The sequence below is a fragment of the Streptomyces sp. NPDC047042 genome (genome assembly GCF_040644035.1).
GTDB lineage: Bacteria > Actinomycetota > Actinomycetes > Streptomycetales > Streptomycetaceae > Streptomyces.
Genome location: NZ_JBEYVP010000003.1, coordinates 316,702 through 337,164 on the forward strand (window position 1 = coordinate 316,702; position 20,463 = coordinate 337,164).

A 20,463-nucleotide genomic window follows, 5' to 3' on the forward strand; every position below is an offset into this window, starting at 1 on the left:
CCCGTGCAGCAGCATGACGTCAAGGAGACAGGGACCGCGGCCGAGCCGGAAGGGGCCCGGCCGCACGCGACGGACGCGGGCGGGAGCGGCACACGGACGAGGGGGGCCTTCGCCCTGCTGGCCTCGGTCCAGTTCGCGCTCATCCTCGCGATGAGCGTGCTGAACGTCGTACTCCCGGACATCCAGCGGGAGTTCGGCGCGAACGGGGCGGAACTGGCCCTGCTCGGCGCCTCGTACGGCATGTCGTTCAGCGGACTGCTCCTGCTCGGCGGCCGGTTGGCCGACCTGTACGGCACCCGCCGGGTGTTCCTCACCGGAACCCTTGTGTTCGGGGCGAGTTCGGCGCTGGCCGGGGTGTCCACCGGGTTGTGGACGCTGCTGGCGGCACGCTTCGTCCAGGGCGCCGGCGCGGCACTCGCCGTACCCGCCGCCATGGCGCTGGTGGGCGTCCTGCACACGCAACCCGGCAAGTACGCCCGGGCCATGGCCTTCTGGGGCGGTCTCGCCGCGTCCGGCGGCACCGCGGGCATGCTGCTGTCGGGGCTGGTCTCCTCCTGGAACAACTGGCGCTGGGCGTTCGTCCTGCCCGTCGTGGTGGCGGCCCTCGCCCTCGCCCTGGCCCCCCGGCTCGTCCCGGCGGGGCCGGCGCCGCGCGGCGGCAGGCTGGACATCCTGGGCGCCTTCCTGGTCACCGCCGGGATCGCCCTGCTCAGCTACGGCCTCGTCGAGGCACCCGAACGCGGCTGGACCTCCCCCGTGGCGCTCGGCGCGCTGGGCGGCGGCGCCGTACTGCTGCTGGGCTTCGTCGTCACCGAGTCCCGGGTCCCGCAGCCGTTGCTGCCGCTGTCCTTCCTCGCCTCGCCGCGCCGGGCGGTCGCGCTGTTCGCGGTCTTCCTGGGCGCCACGGGCATCACGACGATCTTCTTCATGCTCGCCCTCTACTTCCAGCAGGTACGCGGCTATTCGGCGCTGGAGACCTCGGCTGCCTTCGTGCCCTTCGGACTGACCCTGGTCGCCAGTGGTATGACCGTCGGCAGCCTGGTCCAGCGCTTCGGACCGCGCGCGGTACTCGTCTCGGGGCTGGTGATCACCGGCCTCGGACTCGGCACCCTGAGCACCATCGGCGCGGACACGCCGTACGTCGGTGCCGTGCTGGCCGGCCTGGTGCTCTTCCCCGCCGGAGCGGCCCTCGTGTTCGCCTCGTCGACCGTCGCCGCGACCGCCGACGTCCCGCAGGAGCAGGCGGGACTGGCCGGTGCCGTGGTCAACACCGCCCTGGAGGCGGGACCGGCGGTCGGCCTCGCCGTACTGGTGACACTGGCCGCCGGTCACACGGCGGACCTGGACCACTCCGGCGGCGCCGCGGCCTCGGCCCAGGCGGCCGGATACGGCTTCGCCCTCGGGATCGCCGCGGCGGCCTTCGCGGCGGCGGCCCTCTGCGCCTTCTTCCTGCTGCGCTCCCGTACGGAGACGCAGCCCACCCCCACCCATGAGGAGTACCCCCTATGACCGCCCGCTTCAAAGGCAAGGTCGTCGTCGTCACCGGGGCCGGGGCCGGCATCGGCCGGGCCAGCGCCCGGGCCTTCGCACGTGAGGGCGCGACCGTGGTCGTCGCCGGCGCCCGGCCGGAGTCGATCGAGGAGACCAGCCGGCTCGTGGCGGAGGACGGCGGCACCGCCACCTCCGTCGTCGCCGACGTCACCCGGCCCGAGGACATGGCGCGGCTGGTGCGGGAGACCGTCGAGCGGCACGGCGCCCTGGATGTCGCGCACAACAACGCGGGCATCTTCGGCCGGCCCGCCCCGGTCGCGGACCTCGACCTGGCCGTCTGGCAGTCCGTCCTCGACGTCAATCTGACCGGCGTACTCCTGTCCATGCGGCAGGAGATCGCGTACATGAGGGAGCACGGCGGCGGAGCCATCGTGAACACGGCGTCCAACATCGGCTACCACGGCCGACGTCCTGGCATGGCCGCCTACGCGGCCTCCAAGGCTGCCGTCAGCACCCTCACCCGCGTCGCCGCCCTGGACCACATCAAGGACAACGTCCGTATCAACGCCGTCAGCCCCGGCGCGACGGACACCACCATGTCGCTGCGACCCGGCGAGACCGACGCCGACCGGGCCGCCCGGCTGGCCTCGGTGGTTCCGATCGGGCGCGTCGCGACGACGGACGAGATCGTCGCCGCCGTGCTGTGGCTGGCCTCCGACGAGGCGAGTTTCGTCGTCGGCCAGGACATCGTCGTCGACGGCGGCGTCACTTCCTGACGCCATTGCCGTTCCGTCCGCGGGTTTCGGAGTGAATTCACCCGGAGCTCGCGGCCGGAATCCGCGGTCGGAATCCGGAAACCTGACAAAGTAGCGATTCGGCACTTCACGAAGAATCCATAATTCCACAGAATTGATGAAAGCAACTCACGGGTTCAGCCGAGGAAACCATTCTTCGTCTCCACTCCACGAGAGGAACCGAGTTGAACAGCGAGCTCGCTTTCATCGAGGCGCTTCCCGCGCTGCAACAGCCCGACTGGCCCTCCCGTCCCGAGACGGAATCGGTGCGGCGGGAACTGGGTGTGCTGCCGCCCCTTGTCGAGGCGGCGGACGTGGCCCAGCTGCACGGCCACCTCAGGGCGGTCGCCGAAGGACAGGCCCTGGTCGTCCAGGCCGGCGACTGCGCGGAGGACTGGGCGGAACGCGGTCCCGTCGACGTGGCCCGCAAGGCGGCGGTGCTCGACCTGCTGGCGGGCGTCATGCGCGTACAGACGGGCAAGCCCGTGGTCCGGGTGGGCCGGATCGCCGGCCAGTACACCAAGCCCCGCTCCCGGCCCACCGAGACCGTCCAGGGCGTCGAACTCCCCGTCTACCGCGGTCATATGGTCAACGACCCGAACCCCGACCCGGAGCTGCGCCGACCCGACCCGCGCCGTCTGCTGACCGGCTACCGCGCCGCGCGCGAGGTCATGGAACACCTCGGCTGGTCCAGCAGCACACCCCGCGCCCAGGCCCCCGTGTGGACCAGCCACGAGGCACTGCTCCTCGACTACGAACTCCCGCTGGTGCGCAGTCAGGACGATGCCGACGCCGCCGACGGCGACGGCCGCCCGCTCCTCACCTCCACCCACTGGCCGTGGATCGGCGAGCGCACCCGCCAGGTGGACGGCGCCCACGTGGCGCTGCTGGCGGCGGTCCGCAACCCGGTGGCGTGCAAGGTGGGCCCGAGCATGGACCCGGCGGAACTCCTGCGGCTGTGCGAGCGGTTGGACCCGCGACGGCGGCCCGGCCGGCTCACCCTGATCGCCCGCATGGGGGCGGGCGCGGGGCCGGAGAGACTCCCGGCCCTGGTCGGGGCCGTACGCGCCGCGGGGCACCCCGTCAGCTGGCTCTGTGACCCGATGCACGGCAACACCGTGGCCGGACCCGACGGTCTGAAGACCCGGTTCGTGGAAACGGTGATACGGGAGGTCGAGGAATTCCAGAAATCCGTGGAATCGGCCGGAGGAATTCCGGGAGGCCTGCACCTGGAAACAACTCCGGACAGCGTCACGGAATGCGTGGCCGATCGTACGCACCTGGATTCGGTCGGGGACAAGTACACCAGTTTCTGCGACCCGAGGCTGAATCCGCGGCAGGCAGTGGAGGTCGCCTCGGCCTGGCGTCGATGACGAGCGGCAACCGACGGGCCTGCCTCGTCGGCCGAGCAGGGAACCGATCAGCAATCGATCAGCAACCGATCAGGGGGACCAGTCATGCACGGCAAGATCGCACTGGTGACGGGCGCCGCGGGCGGAATAGGCGCGGCGGTCGTACGGACCCTCGCCGAGCGCGGGGCACGCGTCGCGGCGGTGGACAGGGACGGCGACCGACTGCGCGAGGTCGCGGCGGAACTGTCGCACGACGGCCTGGACGTCAGGGCGTTCCCCGGGGACGTCACCGTGAGCGCCGAGGCCGAGCGCCTGGTCGCGGAGGCCGAGGACACCGTCGGTCCGCTGGACCACCTGGTCAACGGTGCCGGCGTGCTGCGTCTGGCCAAGGCCCGCGAACTCACCGACGCCGACTGGACGTCGACGTTCGCCGTCAACACCACGGGCGTGTTCTTCATGTCCCGCGCGGCGGTCAACCGGATGGTGCCGCGCCGCTCCGGAGCCGTCGTCACCATCGCCTCGAACGCGGCGGGCACGGCACGGATGGACATGGCCGCGTACTCGGCGTCCAAGGCCGCCGCGACGATGTTCACCAAGTGTCTCGGTCTGGAGGCCGCCCAGCACGGCATCCGCTGCAACGTGGTCGCCCCCGGCTCCACCGAGACCCCGATGCTCACGTCCATGTGGCAGGACGACCACGGCCGGACGGCGACTCTCGAAGGCAACCCCGACGCCTACCGCGTGGGCATCCCGCTGGGCAGGCTGGCCCGCCCCGCGGACGTGGCCGAGGCGGTGGCGTTCCTCCTCTCGGACCAGGCGGCGCACATCACGATGCACGACCTCACCGTCGACGGCGGCGCGGCCCTCGGCGTCTGACCCGCCCCCCACATGCCCGATCGGCTCCAGCGACACGAGGAAGACCCGAAGACCATGGCAGGTATACCCCCCATCCAGCCCTACCCGATGCCCCAGGCCGCGGACCTCCCCGCCAACACGGCGAGTTGGCGGGCCGAGCCGGACCGAGCGGTTCTGCTCGTCCACGACATGCAGCGGTACTTCGTACGGCAGTTCCCCGCCGGCGAGGCACCCGGTGCCGAACTGGTCGACAACGCGGCCCTGTTGCGTGAGCGCGCCGTCGCCCTGGGCATCCCGGTCGCGTACACCGCGCAGCCGGGCGGCATGACCGACGAACAGCGCGGCCTGCTCAGGGACTTCTGGGGACCGGGCATGCGGGTCGACCCCGCCGACCGGGAGGTCGTGGAGCCGCTCACCCCCGGCCCGGACGACTGGCTGCTGGCCAAATGGCGCTACAGCGCGTTCTTCCGCTCCGACCTGCTGGAACGGATGCGCGCCCAGGGCCGCGACCAGCTGATCCTCTGCGGCGTGTACGCCCACATCGGGGTGCTCATGACCGCCGTCGAGGCCTTCACCAACGACATCGAGACGTTCCTGGTGGCCGACGCCGTCGCCGACTTCGACCTGGGACGCCACCGGCTGGCCCTCGACTACGCCGCCGAGTGCTGCGCCGTCGTCACGACGACCAAGTCCCTCATCGCGGAACTCGACCGATGAACGAGGAGAAGTCCCGTATGGCACAGGATCTGCTCGACCGGATTCTTAGGCCGGCCCCGGCCCCCTTCGCACTGCTGCACCGCCCCGGGACCAACGGCCCGGACACCCTGGAGATCCTGACGGGCGAGGCGTCGACGGTGGACACCCTCACGCAGATCCCCGTACGGGACCTGCGTGACGAAGACGAAGACGAAGACGGGGAAGGGGCTCGGGACCAGGCGCGGGGCGGCGCCCGCCAGGACGTCCTGGCGGTGATCCCGTACCGCCAGGTCGCCGAGCGCGGCTACGCCTGTGTGGACGACGGCGAGCCGCTGACCGTGATGACGGTGGCCGAGCAGGCCATGATCCCGGTCACCGACGCCCTGCGCCGGCTGCCGGACGAACCGGTCCGGCTGAGCGGCGGCCGGTTCGAGCAGGACGACGACGAGTACGCGGATCTCGTCCGCAAGGTGATCGCGGACGAGATCGGCACGGGCGAGGGGGCCAACTTCGTCATCAAGCGGACGTTCGTCGCCGACATCAGCGACTACACCGTACGCAGCGCACTCGGCTTCTTCCGGCGGCTGCTGGAGCGGGAGCAGGGCGCCTACTGGACCTTCGTCGTGCACACCGGCGACCGTACGTTCGTGGGCGCCACCCCCGAGCGGCACGTGAGCCTGGACGCCGGCCGGGCCGTGATGAACCCGATCAGCGGCACCTACCGCTACCCGCCCGCCGGCCCCACCCTGGACGGTGTGATGGACTTCCTCGCCGACCGCAAGGAGGCCGACGAGCTGTACATGGTCGTCGACGAGGAACTCAAGATGATGGCGCGGATCTGCGACCCGGGCCCCCGGGTCGTCGGACCGTACCTGAAGCAGATGGCGCGCCTCGCCCACACCGAGTACTTCATCGAAGGCGACAGCGACCACGACCCGCGCACCATCCTGCGCGAGACCATGTTCGCGCCGACGGTGACGGGCAGCCCGCTGGAGAGCGCCTGCAAGGTGATCCGCCGGTACGAGCCGGAGGGCCGCGCCTACTACAGCGGCGCCATCGCCCTGATCGGCCGGGACGAGCACGGCGGCCGGACGCTCGACTCCTCGATCCTCATCCGTACGGCGGACATCGACAACGCGGGCCGGCTGCGCATCGGCGTCGGCGCCACCCTCGTCCGCCACTCCGACCCGGAGTCCGAGGTCGCCGAGACCCACGCGAAGGCGGCCGGTCTGCTCGCGGCGCTGAACACCTCCGGCACCGCACGGCTGGCGGATCATCCGCGCGTACGCGAGGCCCTCGCGGAGCGCAACGGCACGATCGCCGGGTTCTGGCTGAGCGAGCGGGACGCGGGTCCGGCCGCCCGGACCGACGGCGGTCGCGAACTGACCGGCCGCAGGGTGCTGGTGGTGGACGCCGAGGACACCTTCACCTCGATGATCGGCCATCAACTGCGGTCCATGGGGCTCGAACCGACGGTCCGGCGCTTCGACGAGCCGTACTCCTTCGACGGACACGACCTCGTCGTCATGGGCCCGGGGCCCGGCGACCCCCGTGCCGTCACGCACCCCAAGATCGCCCACCTGCGCACCGCGATCCGCCAACTCCTCGACGAACAGAGGCCCTTCCTCGCGGTGTGCCTGAGCCATCAGGTGCTCAGCACGCTGCTTGGCCTCGAACTGGCCCGCCGGCCGGTGCCCAACCAAGGGGTGCAGCGGGAGATCGACCTGTTCGGATCGCGCGAACGGGTCGGCTTCTACAACACGTTCGCCGCCCGCTGCCAGGAGGACAAGTTCGAGGCTGCCGGGCTCGGCGGCGGGGCCGGGGTCGGGGTCGTCGAGGCGAGCCGGGACCCCGACACCGGCGAGGTGCACGCACTGCGCGGCCCGGGGTTCGCGTCGATGCAGTTCCATGCCGAGTCCGTGCTCACCCAGGACGGTGTACGCATCGTCGCCGACGCGCTCACGGGGGTGCTCCAGTCGTGCGAGCGGTAATCGTCTGGTGGGACCTGAACGAGCAAACCAACCGCTGGGGCGCGGTACTGCTGTGGGAGTCGGCATGGTGACGATCCTGGTCGCGGGCGGCGGCATCGGCGGGCTCGCGGCGGCACTCAGCATCGCGCGGCACGGCAACCGGGCGACCGTCCTCGAACGCCGCTCCACCTTCAGCGAGTTGGGCGCCGGCATCCAACTCGGCCCCAACGCCTTCCACGCCCTGGACCTCCTCGGCGTCGGCGAGGAGGTGCGTGAACGCGCCGTCCACATCGACGAGTTGAGGTTCATGGACGGTACGACGGGGAAACGGGTCGCGAGCATGCCGCTCAGCGGCGCCTACCGCGCCCGCTTCGGCAACCCGTACGCCGTCGTCCACCGGGGCGACCTCTACCAGGCCCTGCTCGACGCCTGCCGCGGGGAACCGGCGGTCACCCTGACGTCCGACGCCTCGGTGGTGTCGTACGAACAGGACGCGGAGGGCGTCGCCGCGCCGGTCACGGCGGTCACCGACACCGGCCGCCGCTTCACGGGCGCCGCCCTCATCGGCGCGGACGGCATCCGCTCGGCGGTCCGCGCCCAGCTGGTCGGCGACGGCGCCCCTCGGGTCTCGGGCCACACGATCTACCGGTCGGTGATCCCGATGGAGCGGGTCCCGGAGGAACTCCGCTGGAACACCGTCACGTTGTGGGCGGGCCCGAAGTGGCATTTCGTGCACTACCCCATCGGCAGCGGCAGGTTCCTCAACCTGGCCGCCACCCGGGACGACGGCGCACAGAACGTGGTGACCGGCAGGCCTGCCGAACGGGACCACGTCCTGACCGCCTTCCCGGAACTGAGCCGCACAGCACGGCAGTTGCTGGAGCTGGGGACCGACTGGAAGGAGTGGGTGCTGTGCGACCGTGACCCGGTCGAACGCTGGACGGACGGACGTGTGGCCCTGCTGGGCGACGCGGCCCACCCGATGCTCCAGTACGCCGCCCAGGGCGCGTGCATGGCCCTTGAGGACGCGGTGCTCGTCGGCCGACTGCTGGCCGGCGCGGCCGAGGAGACAGGGGACACGGCGGCCCGGCTGGAGAAGTACAACGCCGAGCGGTACGAGCGCACGGCACGCGCACAGCGGGTGGCCCGCGCGATGGGCGAGGAGCTCTACCACCCGGCGGACGCCGCCGCGACGGCCCGCAACACCATGTTGTCGTCGCTCACTCCGGACGACCTGTACGACAAGGTGCGCTGGCTGCACGGGGCGCGTGTCGGCGCTCCCGCGGACGGCTCGCTTCAGGGCACAGGGGGCCACCGTTGAGCAGGTTGCGCTGGTTGACCGCGGGGGAGTCCCACGGTCCCGCTCTTGTCGCGACGTTGGAGGGTCTTCCGGCCGGTGTGCCGGTCACCACGGAGCTGGTGGCGGACCACCTGGCGCGGCGGCGGCTCGGCTATGGGCGCGGTGCCCGGATGAAGTTCGAGCGGGACGAGATCACGTTTCTCGGTGGTGTGCGGCACGGGTTGTCGATGGGTTCGCCGGTCGCGGTGATGGTCGGCAACACGGAGTGGCCGAAGTGGGAGCAGGTGATGGCGGCCGATCCGGTGGATCCGGAGATCCTGGCCGGGCTTGCCCGTAACGCGCCCTTGACCCGCCCTCGTCCTGGTCACGCCGACCTCGCGGGGATGCAGAAGTACGGTTTCGAGGAGGCCCGTCCGGTCCTGGAGCGCGCTTCCGCGCGGGAGACGGCGGCCCGGGTCGCGCTGGGTGCGGTGGCCCGTTCGTTCCTGAAGGAGGCGGCGGGGATCGAGATCGTCTCGCACGTCGTGGAACTGGCGGCGGCGAAGGCGCCCTACGGTGTCTACCCCAAGCCCTCGGATGTGGAGAGGCTGGACGCGGACCCGGTGCGGTGCCTGGACGCGGACGCTTCGAAGGCGATGGTCGCGGAGATCGACCAGGCCCACAAGGACGGCGACACGCTGGGCGGTGTGGTGGAGGTGCTGGCGTACGGCGTGCCGGTGGGTCTGGGCTCGCACGTGCACTGGGACCGGCGCCTGGACGCGCGGCTGGCCGCCGCGCTGATGGGCATCCAGGCCATCAAGGGTGTGGAGGTAGGTGACGGCTTCGACCTCGCGCGCGTGCCCGGCTCGAAGGCGCACGACGAGATCCTCGCCACGGACGACGGCATCCGGCGTGCGACCGGCCGCTCCGGTGGCACCGAGGGCGGTCTGTCCACGGGTGAGCTGTTGCGGGTGCGGGCGGCGATGAAGCCGATCGCGACCGTTCCGCGTGCCCTGCAGACCGTCGATGTGGTCACCGGTGAGGCCACGCAGGCGCATCACCAGCGTTCCGATGTGTGTGCGGTCCCGGCGGCGGGCATCGTGGCCGAGGCGATGGTAGCCCTTGTCCTGGCCGACGCGGTGGTGGAGAAGTTCGGCGGCGACAGCGTGCCCGAGACACGCCGCAACGTGGAGTCCTACCTCGAACACCTGATCGTCCGGTGAACGGTGGCGCTCAGTTGTCGGCCGGTACCTTTCGGATCCGAACCGAGTGCGTAGCGTGACGGAAGTGATCGAAAGCATGAACGAGGCCCATGCCCTGAGTTAGCCTCGTCCTCGCGGCCAGTGAGGCGAACTGGCGTACGTAGACGATCACTTCGGGGGGTCCGTGTCAGAGCAGCATCCGGTGCCATCGGGGCCCCCGCCGGGCGAGGCGGCCGCGCTGCGGCAGACCGCTGCAGCGCCGCTGCGCCCCGCCGACCCCGAACACGTCGGCCCCTACGTGCCGTTGGCGCTGCTGGGCAGCGGTGGCATGGGGCGGGTCTATCTCGCGCGCCCCTCGGACGACAGCCCCGGCCTGTTCGCCGTCAAGGTGATCCGGCCGGAGTACGCCGAGGACGCGACGTTCCGGCGCCGGTTCGAGCAGGAGGCGTTGGTGCACGGCCGGGTCCGTACCCCGCGCGCACCGAGGCTGTGCGGTACGGGGTTCCAGGACGAGTTGCTGTGGATGGCCACGGAGTATCTCGCCGCGCTCGATCTCGCGGTAGCCGTCCGGGAGGGCGGTGCCCTGGAGCCGGGCGCCGTCTGGCGGCTGGTGGCGGAGCTGGGGCAGGCGCTCGCCGACCTCGCCGCCACGGGCATCGTGCACCGGGACCTGAAGCCGTCCAACGTGCTGCTGTCGGTCCGGGGCGCCCACGTCATCGACTTCGGCATCTCCAAGGCCGCCGACGCGAGCGCGATCACCGGCACCGGCAACCGGGTCGGAACGCCCGCCTACATGTCCCCGGAGTATCTGCGGACCGGCCACTGCGACGCGGCGTCCGACGTGTTCTCGCTCGCCGGGACACTGATCTACGCGGCGGCCGGCCGGGCCCCCTTCGGCGACGGCACCGGCGTCGACGTGATGCACCGGGTCGCGTTCGAGGAGCCCGACGCCGAGGTGATCGGCGAGATCACGGCCACCGACCCGGCGCTGGGCGCACTGCTCTCCGCCTGCCTCGTCAAGGAGCCCGAGCGGCGGCCGACGCCGGCGGAGCTGGTCGGGGCGGCGCGTGAGCGTGCCGCCGGGTCCGCCCAGGCGCTCGAGTGGCCGCAGCCGTTGCTCGGCGCCGTGCGCGAGCGGCAGCGGGCGTACGACGTGCTGTACCGCTTCCCCGTCGAGCGGGCGGCGGAGCTGCGCTTCCCTGGCCACCGCCCGAACCCGGCGCTCCCGGTGCCGGTGCCGGTGCCCGTGCCGGGTTCGGGGCAGGTCGCGGTTTCCGGGCAGGTCGCGGTTTCCGGGCAGGGTCCGGCGAAGGACGTGGACCTCGTCCCGTCGGCGACCCCGGACGCGGCGTCCGCCGAGACGTCCACCGGGAAGCGGCGCCCGAAGCGGGCTCTCGCCTGGGTCCGCAGGCCGGTACCGGCCGTTACGGCGGCCGTCGCCCTCTGTGCCCTGGCCGCGCTGGTCTTCGTACTCGTACGCCCGGCGGACCGCGCGACCGCCTCGCCCCCCGGGGCGCCCGCGACGGCCTCCGCCGGCATCGAGGGCAAGGCCGGCGGTGCCCAGCGGAAGCCGGGGACCTCGGAGGGAGAGTCGGCCCCGGCCACTTGGGGCAGCGGCACCGAGACCGCCGACGGCCCGGCCGCACCGTCGCTCGTCCCCGGCTCCGGCACCGAGGGCGGCGACACCGACGGCGACGGTGAGCCGGACGTCCCGGCGCCGGGCGCCCCTACGGGCACAGACCCGGACACCGGCACGGGTACGGGCACCGGAACCGGCACGGGTACAGGCACCGGCACGGGAACAGGCACGGGAACGGACGGCGGCACCGAGACCAGCCCCCCGCCTTCCTCCGCCCCCTCCCCGGACAGTTCCCCGACCGATTCCGCCACCGCGCCCTGGGTCACCGAGTGCACCTACTACGCGGGCAAGGCGCAGACGGAGTTCGGAGACACGGGCAAGCGCGTCAAGCAGGTCCAGTGCATCCTGTCGATGCGCGGGTACGACATCGGCGGCACCGGGGTGGACGGGGTGTTCGGAGAAGGGCTGGTGGCCGCGATGGAGAACTTCCAGGCCGACAAGGGACTGACCGTGGACGGCATGGTGAAGCGGGTGACCTGGGACAACCTGCGGGCGACGCAGTGACTCCGCCCCGGTGAACAGGGCGGAGTCGTACGGCGGTCGCCGGCGGAAGTGAAACCTGACCGAACGTCAGCAGGTCGACCGGTACACGTACTTGCTCACGTTCGCGTCACCCAGGTTCGCCGCCGTGATCGACACGAACGACGTCCCGATCGACTTCGTCACCTTCTTGCCCTGGACCGCGTTCACCGCCTCCCGTACCGCCTGCGCGCCGATCTCCTCCGCCTTTTGGGCGATCAGTGCCTGGACCGTGCCCTTCTTCAGCTGTTCGACCTGTGCGGGGCCCGCGTCGAAGCCGACCACCTTGACCTTGCCGACCTTGCCCGCGTCCTTGATGGCGTTGTTGGCGCCGTCGCTGGCCGGGGTGCTGATGGAGAAGATGCCCGCCAGGTCGGGGTCCTTGGAGAGGGACGCGGCGGTGAGGCGGGCCGCCTCCACGACGCCGCCGCTGGGGGTGGAGGGCTGCACGCCCACGAAGGTGATGTCGGGGTACTTCTTGATCTCGGTCTCGAAGCCCTTGATCCGCTGGTCGGCCGTGGTGACACCCGGGGTGCCGCCGATGATGACGACCTTGCCCTTCTTTCCGACGAGCTCGGCCAGCGTGCGGGCCGCCTCGGCGCCGCCCTCCACGTTGTTCGAGGAGACGGCGGAGGAGATGAAGCTCGTGTCGTCGAGGCCCGTGTCCGCCGTCACGATCTTGATGCCGGCCTCGTTGGCCTGCTTCAGCGGCGTGCCCAGCGCCTTGGAGTCGGTCGGTGCGATGACGATGGCGTTCGGCTTCTTCGCGACCGTGCTGGTGAGGATCGGCGTCTGGGTCGCCGGGTCGAAGGTCGTCGCGCCCTGCACGTCCACGGTCGCGCCGAGCTTCTTGCCCTCGGCCTTCGCGCCGCAACCCAGGGTGTTGTAGAAGGAGTCGGACGCTGTCCCGAGGATGACGGTCACCTTGGGGTTCGCGGTGGAGGAGGACGAGTCGCCGGACCCGCAGGCGGTGGCGCCGAGCAGGACGGCGGTGGCGAGGGCGGCGCCTCTGAGGGTGAGGTGGGCGGTCTGCATGGTTCAACTCCATTGATGCGACGGGGCGTTGGGAGCTGGGGAGTGGGAGGGAGGGGCTAACGCAGCGTGCGGCGGCGCCGGTTGACGTGGTCGACGTACACGACCCCCGCGAGGACCGCGCCGACCGCGACCTGCTGCCAGAACGGCTGGAGGCCGATGATGACCAGGCCGTTGCTGAGCACGGCCGGGATGAGGGAGCCGAAGGCGGTGCCCAGGACACTGCCCACCCCGCCGAAGAGGCTGGTGCCGCCGAGCACGGTGGCGACGATCGCCTGGAGGTTGTCCCCGGTGTGCCCGCCGACGGTGGTGGTGGAGAAGCGGGCCAGGTTGACGTACGCGGCGATCCCGGCGAGGAGCCCGCAGAGCGCGTACACCTTGATCAGATGGCGGTCGACGGCGACTCCGGCGCGGCGGGCGGCCTCGACGTTGGAGCCGATCGTGCGGGTGTAGGTGCCGAAGCGGGTCAAGCCGAGGACGATCGCGCCCGCGATGGTGAGGCCGATGGCCAGCCACACCGTATAGGGGATGCCGAGGAAGCGGCCGAAGCCGAGGCCGCTGACCAGCGAGTCGGGGACCCCGCGCAGGTCGAGGCCGTCGGTGAGGACCAGGGCGCCGCCGCCGGCCGCCGAGAGGGTGGCCAACGTGGCGATGAGAGGCGGGAGTTTGGCCTTCGTGACCAGCAGGCCGTTCAGCACGCCCCAGGCGAGGCCCGTCGCCATTGTCGTCACCAGACCCGCCAGCAGGGTCAGCGGGCCGCCGCCGCCCAGCGCCGTCATGACCTTGACACCGACGACCCCGGAGAAGATCAGCACCGAGCCCACCGACAGATCGATGCCGCCGGTGGTCATCACGAACGTCATCCCGATGGCCAGCACACAGTAGGAGGCGGCCTCGATGGCGACACTGCGCAGGTTGTACGCGGTGAGGAAGTTGTCGGGGTAGGCCGCGCCGAACACCGCGAGCAGCACCAGCAGCACGACCAGGGCCAGACTCCGGGTGCCCTTCATGTTGCGCCAGGCGGCGGCGAGGAGCGCCGAGCGCAGCGGACGGACGGTGTCCGCGTCCGGCCCGGGGGCGGCGGACTTCACCTCGGTGGTGGGGGACGTGGTCGGCGTCGTGGGCGTCGTCATGACTGGTCCTCGCTGCGGTCGGAGCCGTCGACGGCTGGAACCAGCACGGGATCCGGTTCCGGGTCCGCGCCGTCGTCGAAGGTGAGTGCGCCCGTCATGGCGCCGAGTACGTTCTCGCTGGTCGCCGTCGCACCGGACAGCCGGGCCACCCGCTGCCCGAGCCGCAGCACCTCGATCCGGTCCGCGTACTCGAACACGAACGGCAGGTTGTGGCTGATCAGCACCACCGCCACCCCCGAGGCCCGGACCCGCTGGATCAACTGCCCGACCCGTTCCGTCTGTACGACACCCAGCGCCGCCGTCGGTTCGTCCATCAGCAGCACCCGGTCCGCCCAGTTGACCGCCCGGCCGACCGCGATGCCCTGGCGCTGGCCGCCGGACATCGTGACGACCTGCGCGGCGGTGTCCTGGATGCCGACGCCGAGCGAGCCGAACGCCTCGTCGGCCTTGGCGCGCATGGCCTTGCGGTCCAGGAAGCCGAGCTTGCCGAGCAGCCCGGTGCGCAGGATCTCGCGGCCGAGGAAGAGGTTCTCGGCGGGGTCCAGATCGGGGGCGAGGGCCAGGTCCTGGTAGACGGTCTCGATGCCCAGGCGGCGGGCGGCGATCGGGTCCGGGATGGTCACCGGCCTGCCGTCGACCCTGATCTCGCCGGCGTCGGGCTGGATCACCCCGGAGATGACCTTGATGGTGGTGCTCTTGCCCGCGCCGTTGTCGCCGACCAGCGCGACCACCTCGCCCGGGTAGACGGTGAGCGCCGCACCGCGCAGCGCCCGGACCTGGCCGTAGCTCTTGACGATGCCGGACAGTTCCAGGACGGGGGTGACGGCCGGGGCCGGGGCGCCGGGACTCGGGGCGGCGGGACCTGGGGCGGCGGGACCCGGGCCGGCCTCGGGAGTGGGGGTGCTCATGGCGTCAGCTCTCCGCTTCCACGGGGGGTCAGTACGGTGCCGAGCTCGACCCGGCGGGGTGGTCCGCTCTCGCCCGCGAGCCGGGCCAGCAGCAGTCGGGCGGCCTCGCGGCCCATCTCGTAGGCGTCCCCGGACACGACTGTCACGGGGGTGGGCAGCAGGTCGGCGAAGGGGAAGTCGTCGAAGCCGACCAGGGCCGGGCCCTGCGCCGGGCCGGACCCCGGGGCCATGGCGCCCATGGCGCGCAGAGCGCCGTAGGTCAGGAAGTTGGTGGTGGTGAACAGGGCGGTGGGGCGCCGGTCCGGGGGCAGCGCCAGCAGTCCGGCGGTGGCCTCCTCGGCCTCCGCCCGGGTGCCGTGCTCCAGCCGGGCGATCAGGGCCTCGTCGACCTCGCCGAAGGCGGCGCGCACGGCCTCCAGATAGCCGTCGAGCCGACGGCCCGTGGTGTGGTAGCTGGCCGCCACCACAACGCCGATCCGCCGGTGACCTGCGGCGATCAGATGCTCGGTGGCCTTCCGGGCGCCCCCGTGGTTGTCCAGCAGCACGGTGTCCGCGTCCAGGCCCAGCGCGGGCCGGTCCAGGAAGACCACCGGGGTGCCCTGGGCGACCTCGCGGCCCAGATAGCCGTAGTCCATGGCGCCCGGCACGATCAGCAGCCCGGCCACCCGCTGGCCGAGCAGGTCGTCGATGCTGCGGCGCTCGGCCTCGGGGTCCTCGTCGGAGCTGGCCAGCACGACGTTGTGGCCGTTGGCGCGGGCCGCGTTCATGACGCCGTTGGCGATCGAGCCGTAGAAGGGGTTCGACAGGTCGCCGACCAGCAGCGCCAGCGTGGTGCTGCGCTGCCCGGGGCGCAGGCTCCGGGCGAGGTCGTTACGGCGGTAACCGGTCTCGTCTATGGCGGCGCGCACCCGTTCCGCGATCGCGCGGGAGACCGTCTCGTCACCGTTGACGAACCGGGAGACGGTCTTGATCGACACCCCGGCGAGGGCGGCGACCTCCCGCATGGTGGGCGTTCGCATGTCCGGCATCACTCCGAAATCGGTCGCTCGGCGTCGCTGTGTGCCGCACAGCAAACCGCCGTGAAACAACGTTGTCAATGGATCGCAACGGGGATTTTGCCCGCCCTTGCGCGGTGCGGGGCCGGGTGCGTAGGGTCCGACAACGTTGTTCCGAAACAACGTTGTCTCGGTCGGTGGTGGGGGAGTGCGCGAGAGGATGATCATGCGATCGATCGACGAACCGGACGGCGGACTGCGGGAAGGCGGATGGCAGGAAGGCGGATTGCGGGAAAGCGGACCGCAGGACGGCGGACTGCCGGAACGCGAGCTGCCGGAAGGACTCCGCGCCCTCAGCGCCGATGTGCGCCGCGAGCTGCGCTCCCTCGATCCGCGCGCCGCCGACCGCTTCACCGGGCTGCTGACCGGCACCTGGGGCAGGGCCATGCGCCCGCTGCCCGACGGCGAGGTCTTCGTCCTCACCGGCGACATCCCCGCCATGTGGCTGCGCGACAGCACCGCCCAGGTCCGCCCGTACCTCCTCGCCGCCGACGATCCCGCCGTCGCCGCCGCGCTCACCGGCGTCCTGCGCCGCCAACTGCGCTACGTCCTCGCCGACCCGTACGCCAACTCCTTCAACGCCGAACCCGACGGCTCCGGCGCCGGCTACATCGACGAACCGACCCCCGACCCGCTGGTCTGGGAGCAGAAGTACGAGGTCGACTCGCTCTGCGCCCCGCTCCAGCTGGCCTACGGCATCTGGCGGGCCACCGGCAGCCTCGGCCACCTCACCGCCGACGACCGCTTCGTCCGCGCCGCCCGCCGGATCGTCGCCCTGTGGCGGGTCGAGCAGGACCACGAGAACCGCTCACCGTACGAGTTCCGGCGCCTCGGCGACGACGCGTTCGACTCGCTGCCGCGCGGCGGCCGGGGCGCGCCGGTCGCGCCCACCGGCATGACCTGGTCCGGCTTCCGCCCCAGCGACGACCGCTGCCACCACGGCTACCTGGTCCCGTCCAACGCCATGGCGGCCGTCTCCCTCGCCGGCCTCGCCGAACTGGCGACGGCACTCGGAGACCCCGGCCTCGCCGCCGACGCCATGGCCCTCTCGGGCGAGATCGCCACCGGCGTACGGACGCACGGGGTGACCGCGGGGGCAGACCCGGCGGTGTACGCGTACGAAGTCGACGGTCTCGGCGGGCAGTTGCTGATGGACGACGCCAACATCCCGAGCCTGCTCTCCCTGCCCTACCTCGGCTGGTGCGACCCGGGCGACCAGCTCTACCTGCGCACCCGCGAGTTCGTCCTCAGTGACGCCAACCCCTACTACTACGCGGGTGGTTGGGCCTCAGGCATCGGCAGCCCGCACACCCCGCCCGGCCATGTCTGGCCGCTCTCCCTCACCATGCAGGCGCTGACCAGCGACGACGCGGGCGAGCGGACCCGCCTCGCCGAGCTGCTGCTGCGCACCGACGCGGGCACCGGCTCCGTCCACGAGAGCTTCCACGTGGACGACCCCGCGAACTTCACCCGCGCCTGGTTCGGCTGGGGCGACGCCCTCTTCGCCGAACTGCTCCTGGACCTCACGGGCCGATCGACGGGGCGCCTGCATCCCCGCCTGTCCACCACCGAACTGCCCTCCGGGTAAAGCCTCTTACGGTCCTCGCGGCATCGGCGGTCGCTACGATCTCCGGCGTGTGCGCAAACATTGTGGTCGCCGAAGACGACGCGAAACAGGCTGAACTGGTGCGCCGTTATCTGGAGCACGAGGGTCACACCGTCACCGTCGTCGAGGACGGCCGGGCGGCTCTGGAGGCCGTCCGGCACCAGGAACCCGACCTGGTCGTCCTCGACGTGATGATGCCCAGAGCCGACGGCCTCGACGTCGTACGGATCCTGCGCGCCGAACGCCGGGAGGTCCCGGTGCTGATGCTGACGGCCCGCAGCACCGAGGACGATCTGCTCCTCGGCCTCGACCTCGGCGCCGACGACTACATGACCAAGCCGTTCAGCCCACGCGAACTGACCGCCAGAGTACGGACGTTGCTGCGCCGCAACCGGCGCGGCACCGACCCGGACCCCGTACCCGTACCGGCTCCGGCCGCCGCGCCGGAACCCGAAGTGGCCCCGGACGAGCACGTGTTGGCGGTCGGCGCGCTCAGCGTGGACCCGGCGCGGCACGAGGTGTCGGTCGCCGGGGCGCCCGTCGAGTGCACGCCCGGTGAGTTCCGTATCCTCGCGGCGATGGCGGCCCAGCCCGGCCGGGTGTTCACCCGGGCGCGGCTCCTGGAGGAACTGCACGGCTTCGACAAGTACATCAGCGGCCGGACCGTCGACGTGCACATCATGAACCTGCGCAAGAAGATCGAACGCGCCCCCCGACGACCGTCCCGGATCGTCACCGTATTCGGCGTCGGCTACAAACTGACGGACCCCGCGAGGAACGCGCGCCATGCGTCGTCCTGACAAGGCTGACAAGGCGCGCGCGACGAGCGCGCGGCTGCCGCTCCGAAAGAGCCTGGCCGGGCGGCTGTTGACCGTGACGGCGCTGGTGGCCTCCTGCTCGGTCGCCGCGACCGCCTGGCTCGCCGTGCAGACGACCACCGTCGCGATCCGCCAGGAGCAGGGGCAGAACCTCAAGTCCGACGCGCAGATCTACAACACCCTCCTCGGCTACGCGGCCACCCACCCCGACTGGGACGGCGTCGACGCCACCGTGCGCGAACTGGCCCAGCAGTCGGGGCGCCGGATCGTGCTGACCAACGAAGGCCGGCGCCCCTTCGTCGACTCGGCCGACTCCCCCTCCACAGAGGGCGGTTCACCTCCGGCCACGCTCGCGCCGCAGGCCTCCGCGGTCGTCGATCCGCTCTCCGTCGACACCGTGCTGGTGCCCGACGCGGCCAAGGCCGACGCGGACCGCGTCGATCCACGGGCCGTGGGCCCCTTCCGGCTGCCCGCGTCCGAGCGGGCCGCGCTGCGCAAGGCCTCCGCCGCGCAGGCGGAGTGCCTCAACCGGCTCGGTATCGCCGCCGACCTGGTCGAGAGCCCGGGCGGTCGCACCCGCGTCGAGTTCGTGAGCGAGGAGAACGGGACGGACAGCGAGGTCGACCGCTCCACGCAGGCCAAGTGCCTGGAAGGCTTCGAGACCGGCGCCACCCCGACCGAGCGGAGAGCGCTCAAGGCCCTCAACCAACTGGCCGACGCCTGCCTGAAGCGACAGGGCCGTACGCCCGTGCAACTGAACCTGGACCTGTCCTGGAACCGGGCCTACGACACCCCTTACGGGCAGGACTACGAGGCGCTCTCCGACGCCGAGGCCACCCGCCGCAAGCGCGCCGCCGCGGAAGAAGCCCTCCTGGCCGCGAAGCGGGAGGAGGATCTCGAGGCGGCTGAGCGGAAAGCGGCTGCCGGCGGCGCGTTCGACTACGCGCCCTCCGAGTTCCGCGACAGCGGGTACGACCGGGCCGTCGCCGCCTGTGTCGTCAGCGCCCGCCGCGAGCAGCTCACCGCCTATGTCGCCGGACCCGCCCTGCTGTTCATCGACGGCCCCGGCGCCGCCGGGGTACCCGGCTTCGACCTCTCCCCGGCCAACACCGCCCGCATCGCCGGGGTCACCGCCCTCGTCCTCGCCCTCACCGTCGGCGCGTCGGTCCTCGCGGGAGGCAGACTCGTACGCCCGCTGCACGCGCTCACCGGCGCCGCCCAGCGGATGCGGGACGGCCTGGACTCGACGCCGGTGCCCGTGCCGGTCGTCTCCGACAACGAGATCGGACGGCTGACGGCGGCCTTCAACGACATGGCCGCGCACCGGGCCAGGCTGGAGGAACAGCGCAAGGTCATGGTCAGCGACGTCGCCCACGAACTGCGTACGCCGCTGAGCAACATCAGGGGCTGGCTGGAGGCGGCCCACGACGGACTGGCCCAGCCCGACCCGGCGTTCGTCTCCTCGCTCCTGGAGGAGGCGGTGCAGCTCCAGCACCTCATCAACGACCTCCAGGACCTCGGCGCGGCCGACGCGGGCGCCCTGCGACTGCACCGGAAGCCGGTACGGATCGACGAGCTGCTCGCCCAAGTCGCCTCCGCACACCAGGGTTTGGCCGAGACGGCGGGTGTCGCACTCACCTTCCTGCCGACGACGACAGGACCCGGCCTGCCCCTTCTGCACGCCGACCCCGTGCGGCTGCGCCAGACCGTCAGCAACCTGCTCTCCAACGCGGTGCGCCACACCCCGGCCGGCGGCACGGTGACCCTGCGCTCGTACGTCACCGAAAACGAGGACACCGACACCGGCGAGCAGCTCGCCGTAGAGGTGTCCGACACCGGCACGGGCATTCCGGCCGCCGACCTCCCGTATGTCTTCGACCGTTTCTGGCGGGCGGAGAAGTCCCGCAGCCGCAGCACCGGCGGCAGCGGTCTGGGCCTCGCGATCGTCCTCAAGCTCGCCGAGGCCCACGGCGGCACGGTGGACGTGACGAGCACGGAGGGGGAGGGGTCCACCTTCACACTGCGGCTGCCGACGGCGGCAGCGGCGGGGGCCGGGCGCGACCCTGATGGGATGACCACGGCGATCTGACAGGTTCCTCACAACTGCCCGTCAG

16 protein-coding genes are annotated in these 20,463 nt (G+C 71.8%); 12 read left to right on the forward strand and 4 right to left on the reverse strand.

Annotation, left to right across the window (positions count from 1 at the left end; translation table 11 throughout):
• Positions 1-3 precede the first annotated feature (3 nt).
• From ABZ855_RS05070 to ABZ855_RS05110, 9 genes are all read left to right on the forward strand, one after another.
• Entirely contained in the window at positions 4-1,509 is a 1,506-nt protein-coding gene (locus tag ABZ855_RS05070) for an MFS transporter (RefSeq protein WP_360801039.1), read from the forward strand.
• Positions 1,506-2,267, forward strand: coding sequence for a glucose 1-dehydrogenase (locus ABZ855_RS05075; RefSeq protein ID WP_360801042.1), 762 nt, complete (start codon positions 1,506-1,508; stop codon positions 2,265-2,267). The genes ABZ855_RS05070 and ABZ855_RS05075 overlap by 4 nt, the downstream gene beginning before the upstream one ends.
• A gap of 203 nt (positions 2,268-2,470) precedes the next feature.
• Positions 2,471-3,658, forward strand: a complete 1,188-nt coding sequence (locus ABZ855_RS05080; RefSeq protein ID WP_360801045.1) for a 3-deoxy-7-phosphoheptulonate synthase — start codon at positions 2,471-2,473, stop codon at positions 3,656-3,658.
• 84 nt (positions 3,659-3,742) lie between these two features.
• Positions 3,743-4,513 carry a 2,3-dihydro-2,3-dihydroxybenzoate dehydrogenase gene (locus ABZ855_RS05085; RefSeq protein WP_360801048.1) on the forward strand — a complete coding sequence of 257 codons (771 nt, stop codon included), beginning with the start codon at positions 3,743-3,745 and terminating at the stop codon, positions 4,511-4,513.
• Positions 4,514-4,567: 54 nt separating this feature from the next.
• Positions 4,568-5,209: an isochorismatase family protein gene (locus ABZ855_RS05090; protein WP_360801051.1), complete on the forward strand. Its 642-nt coding sequence runs from the start codon at positions 4,568-4,570 to the stop codon at positions 5,207-5,209.
• A gap of 17 nt (positions 5,210-5,226) precedes the next feature.
• A complete protein-coding gene (locus ABZ855_RS05095) occupies positions 5,227-7,179 on the forward strand; it encodes an anthranilate synthase family protein (protein ID WP_360801054.1) in 1,953 nt (650 codons plus the stop codon).
• Positions 7,180-7,243: 64 nt separating this feature from the next.
• Positions 7,244-8,479 carry a 3-hydroxybenzoate 6-monooxygenase gene (locus tag ABZ855_RS05100; protein WP_360801057.1) on the forward strand — a complete coding sequence of 412 codons (1,236 nt, stop codon included), beginning with the start codon at positions 7,244-7,246 and terminating at the stop codon, positions 8,477-8,479.
• A complete protein-coding gene (gene aroC, locus ABZ855_RS05105; RefSeq protein ID WP_360801060.1) occupies positions 8,476-9,660 on the forward strand; it encodes a chorismate synthase in 1,185 nt (394 codons plus the stop codon). The genes ABZ855_RS05100 and aroC overlap by 4 nt, the downstream gene beginning before the upstream one ends.
• 181 nt (positions 9,661-9,841) lie before the next feature.
• Positions 9,842-11,782: a serine/threonine-protein kinase gene (locus ABZ855_RS05110; RefSeq protein WP_360801063.1), complete on the forward strand. Its 1,941-nt coding sequence runs from the start codon at positions 9,842-9,844 to the stop codon at positions 11,780-11,782.
• A gap of 66 nt (positions 11,783-11,848) precedes the next feature.
• Here ABZ855_RS05110 and ABZ855_RS05115 read toward each other — a convergent pair whose 3' ends face one another.
• From ABZ855_RS05115 to ABZ855_RS05130, 4 genes are read right to left on the reverse strand one after another with little or no spacing between them, the layout of a single operon-like run.
• Positions 11,849-12,832: an ABC transporter substrate-binding protein gene (locus tag ABZ855_RS05115; RefSeq protein ID WP_360801066.1), complete on the reverse strand. Its 984-nt coding sequence runs from the start codon at positions 12,830-12,832 to the stop codon at positions 11,849-11,851.
• A 56-nt stretch (positions 12,833-12,888) separates the two neighbouring features.
• Positions 12,889-13,962 (reverse strand): ABC transporter permease, encoded by a 1,074-nt coding sequence (locus ABZ855_RS05120; RefSeq protein ID WP_360801069.1) that lies wholly within the window; start codon positions 13,960-13,962, stop codon positions 12,889-12,891.
• Complete coding sequence (locus ABZ855_RS05125) at positions 13,959-14,870, reverse strand: ATP-binding cassette domain-containing protein (protein ID WP_360801072.1); 912 nt, start codon at positions 14,868-14,870, stop codon at positions 13,959-13,961. The genes ABZ855_RS05120 and ABZ855_RS05125 overlap by 4 nt, the downstream gene beginning before the upstream one ends.
• Positions 14,867-15,889, reverse strand: coding sequence for a LacI family DNA-binding transcriptional regulator (locus ABZ855_RS05130; protein ID WP_360801075.1), 1,023 nt, complete (start codon positions 15,887-15,889; stop codon positions 14,867-14,869). The genes ABZ855_RS05125 and ABZ855_RS05130 overlap by 4 nt, the downstream gene beginning before the upstream one ends.
• 202 nt (positions 15,890-16,091) lie before the next feature.
• Here ABZ855_RS05130 and ABZ855_RS05135 point away from each other — a divergent pair, with 202 nt between their 5' ends.
• From ABZ855_RS05135 to ABZ855_RS05145, 3 genes are read left to right on the forward strand one after another with little or no spacing between them, the layout of a single operon-like run.
• Entirely contained in the window at positions 16,092-17,513 is a 1,422-nt protein-coding gene (locus tag ABZ855_RS05135; protein WP_360801078.1) for a glycoside hydrolase family 125 protein, read from the forward strand.
• 47 nt (positions 17,514-17,560) lie between these two features.
• Complete coding sequence (locus ABZ855_RS05140; RefSeq protein WP_360801081.1) at positions 17,561-18,331, forward strand: response regulator transcription factor; 771 nt, start codon at positions 17,561-17,563, stop codon at positions 18,329-18,331.
• A complete protein-coding gene (locus ABZ855_RS05145) occupies positions 18,318-20,438 on the forward strand; it encodes a HAMP domain-containing sensor histidine kinase (RefSeq protein WP_360801084.1) in 2,121 nt (706 codons plus the stop codon). Before ABZ855_RS05140 ends, ABZ855_RS05145 begins: the two co-directional genes overlap by 14 nt.
• Positions 20,439-20,463 lie beyond the last annotated feature (25 nt).

Bases quoted from the DNA above. Each gene is read 5' to 3' on its own strand.
- ABZ855_RS05075 (WP_360801042.1), top strand. From the start codon at position 1,506: ATGACCGCCCGCTTCAAAGGCAAGGTCGTCGTCGTCACCGGGGCCGGG.
- ABZ855_RS05085 (WP_360801048.1), top strand. From the start codon at position 3,743: ATGCACGGCAAGATCGCACTGGTGACGGGCGCCGCGGGCGGAATAGGC.
- ABZ855_RS05090 (WP_360801051.1), top strand. From the start codon at position 4,568: ATGGCAGGTATACCCCCCATCCAGCCCTACCCGATGCCCCAGGCCGCG.
- ABZ855_RS05095 (WP_360801054.1), top strand. From the start codon at position 5,227: ATGGCACAGGATCTGCTCGACCGGATTCTTAGGCCGGCCCCGGCCCCC.
- ABZ855_RS05100 (WP_360801057.1), top strand. From the start codon at position 7,244: ATGGTGACGATCCTGGTCGCGGGCGGCGGCATCGGCGGGCTCGCGGCG.
- ABZ855_RS05115 (WP_360801066.1), bottom strand. From the start codon at position 12,832: ATGCAGACCGCCCACCTCACCCTCAGAGGCGCCGCCCTCGCCACCGCC.
- ABZ855_RS05120 (WP_360801069.1), bottom strand. From the start codon at position 13,962: ATGACGACGCCCACGACGCCGACCACGTCCCCCACCACCGAGGTGAAG.
- ABZ855_RS05125 (WP_360801072.1), bottom strand. From the start codon at position 14,870: ATGAGCACCCCCACTCCCGAGGCCGGCCCGGGTCCCGCCGCCCCAGGT.
- ABZ855_RS05130 (WP_360801075.1), bottom strand. From the start codon at position 15,889: ATGCGAACGCCCACCATGCGGGAGGTCGCCGCCCTCGCCGGGGTGTCG.
- ABZ855_RS05135 (WP_360801078.1), top strand. From the start codon at position 16,092: ATGCGATCGATCGACGAACCGGACGGCGGACTGCGGGAAGGCGGATGG.
- ABZ855_RS05145 (WP_360801084.1), top strand. From the start codon at position 18,318: ATGCGTCGTCCTGACAAGGCTGACAAGGCGCGCGCGACGAGCGCGCGG.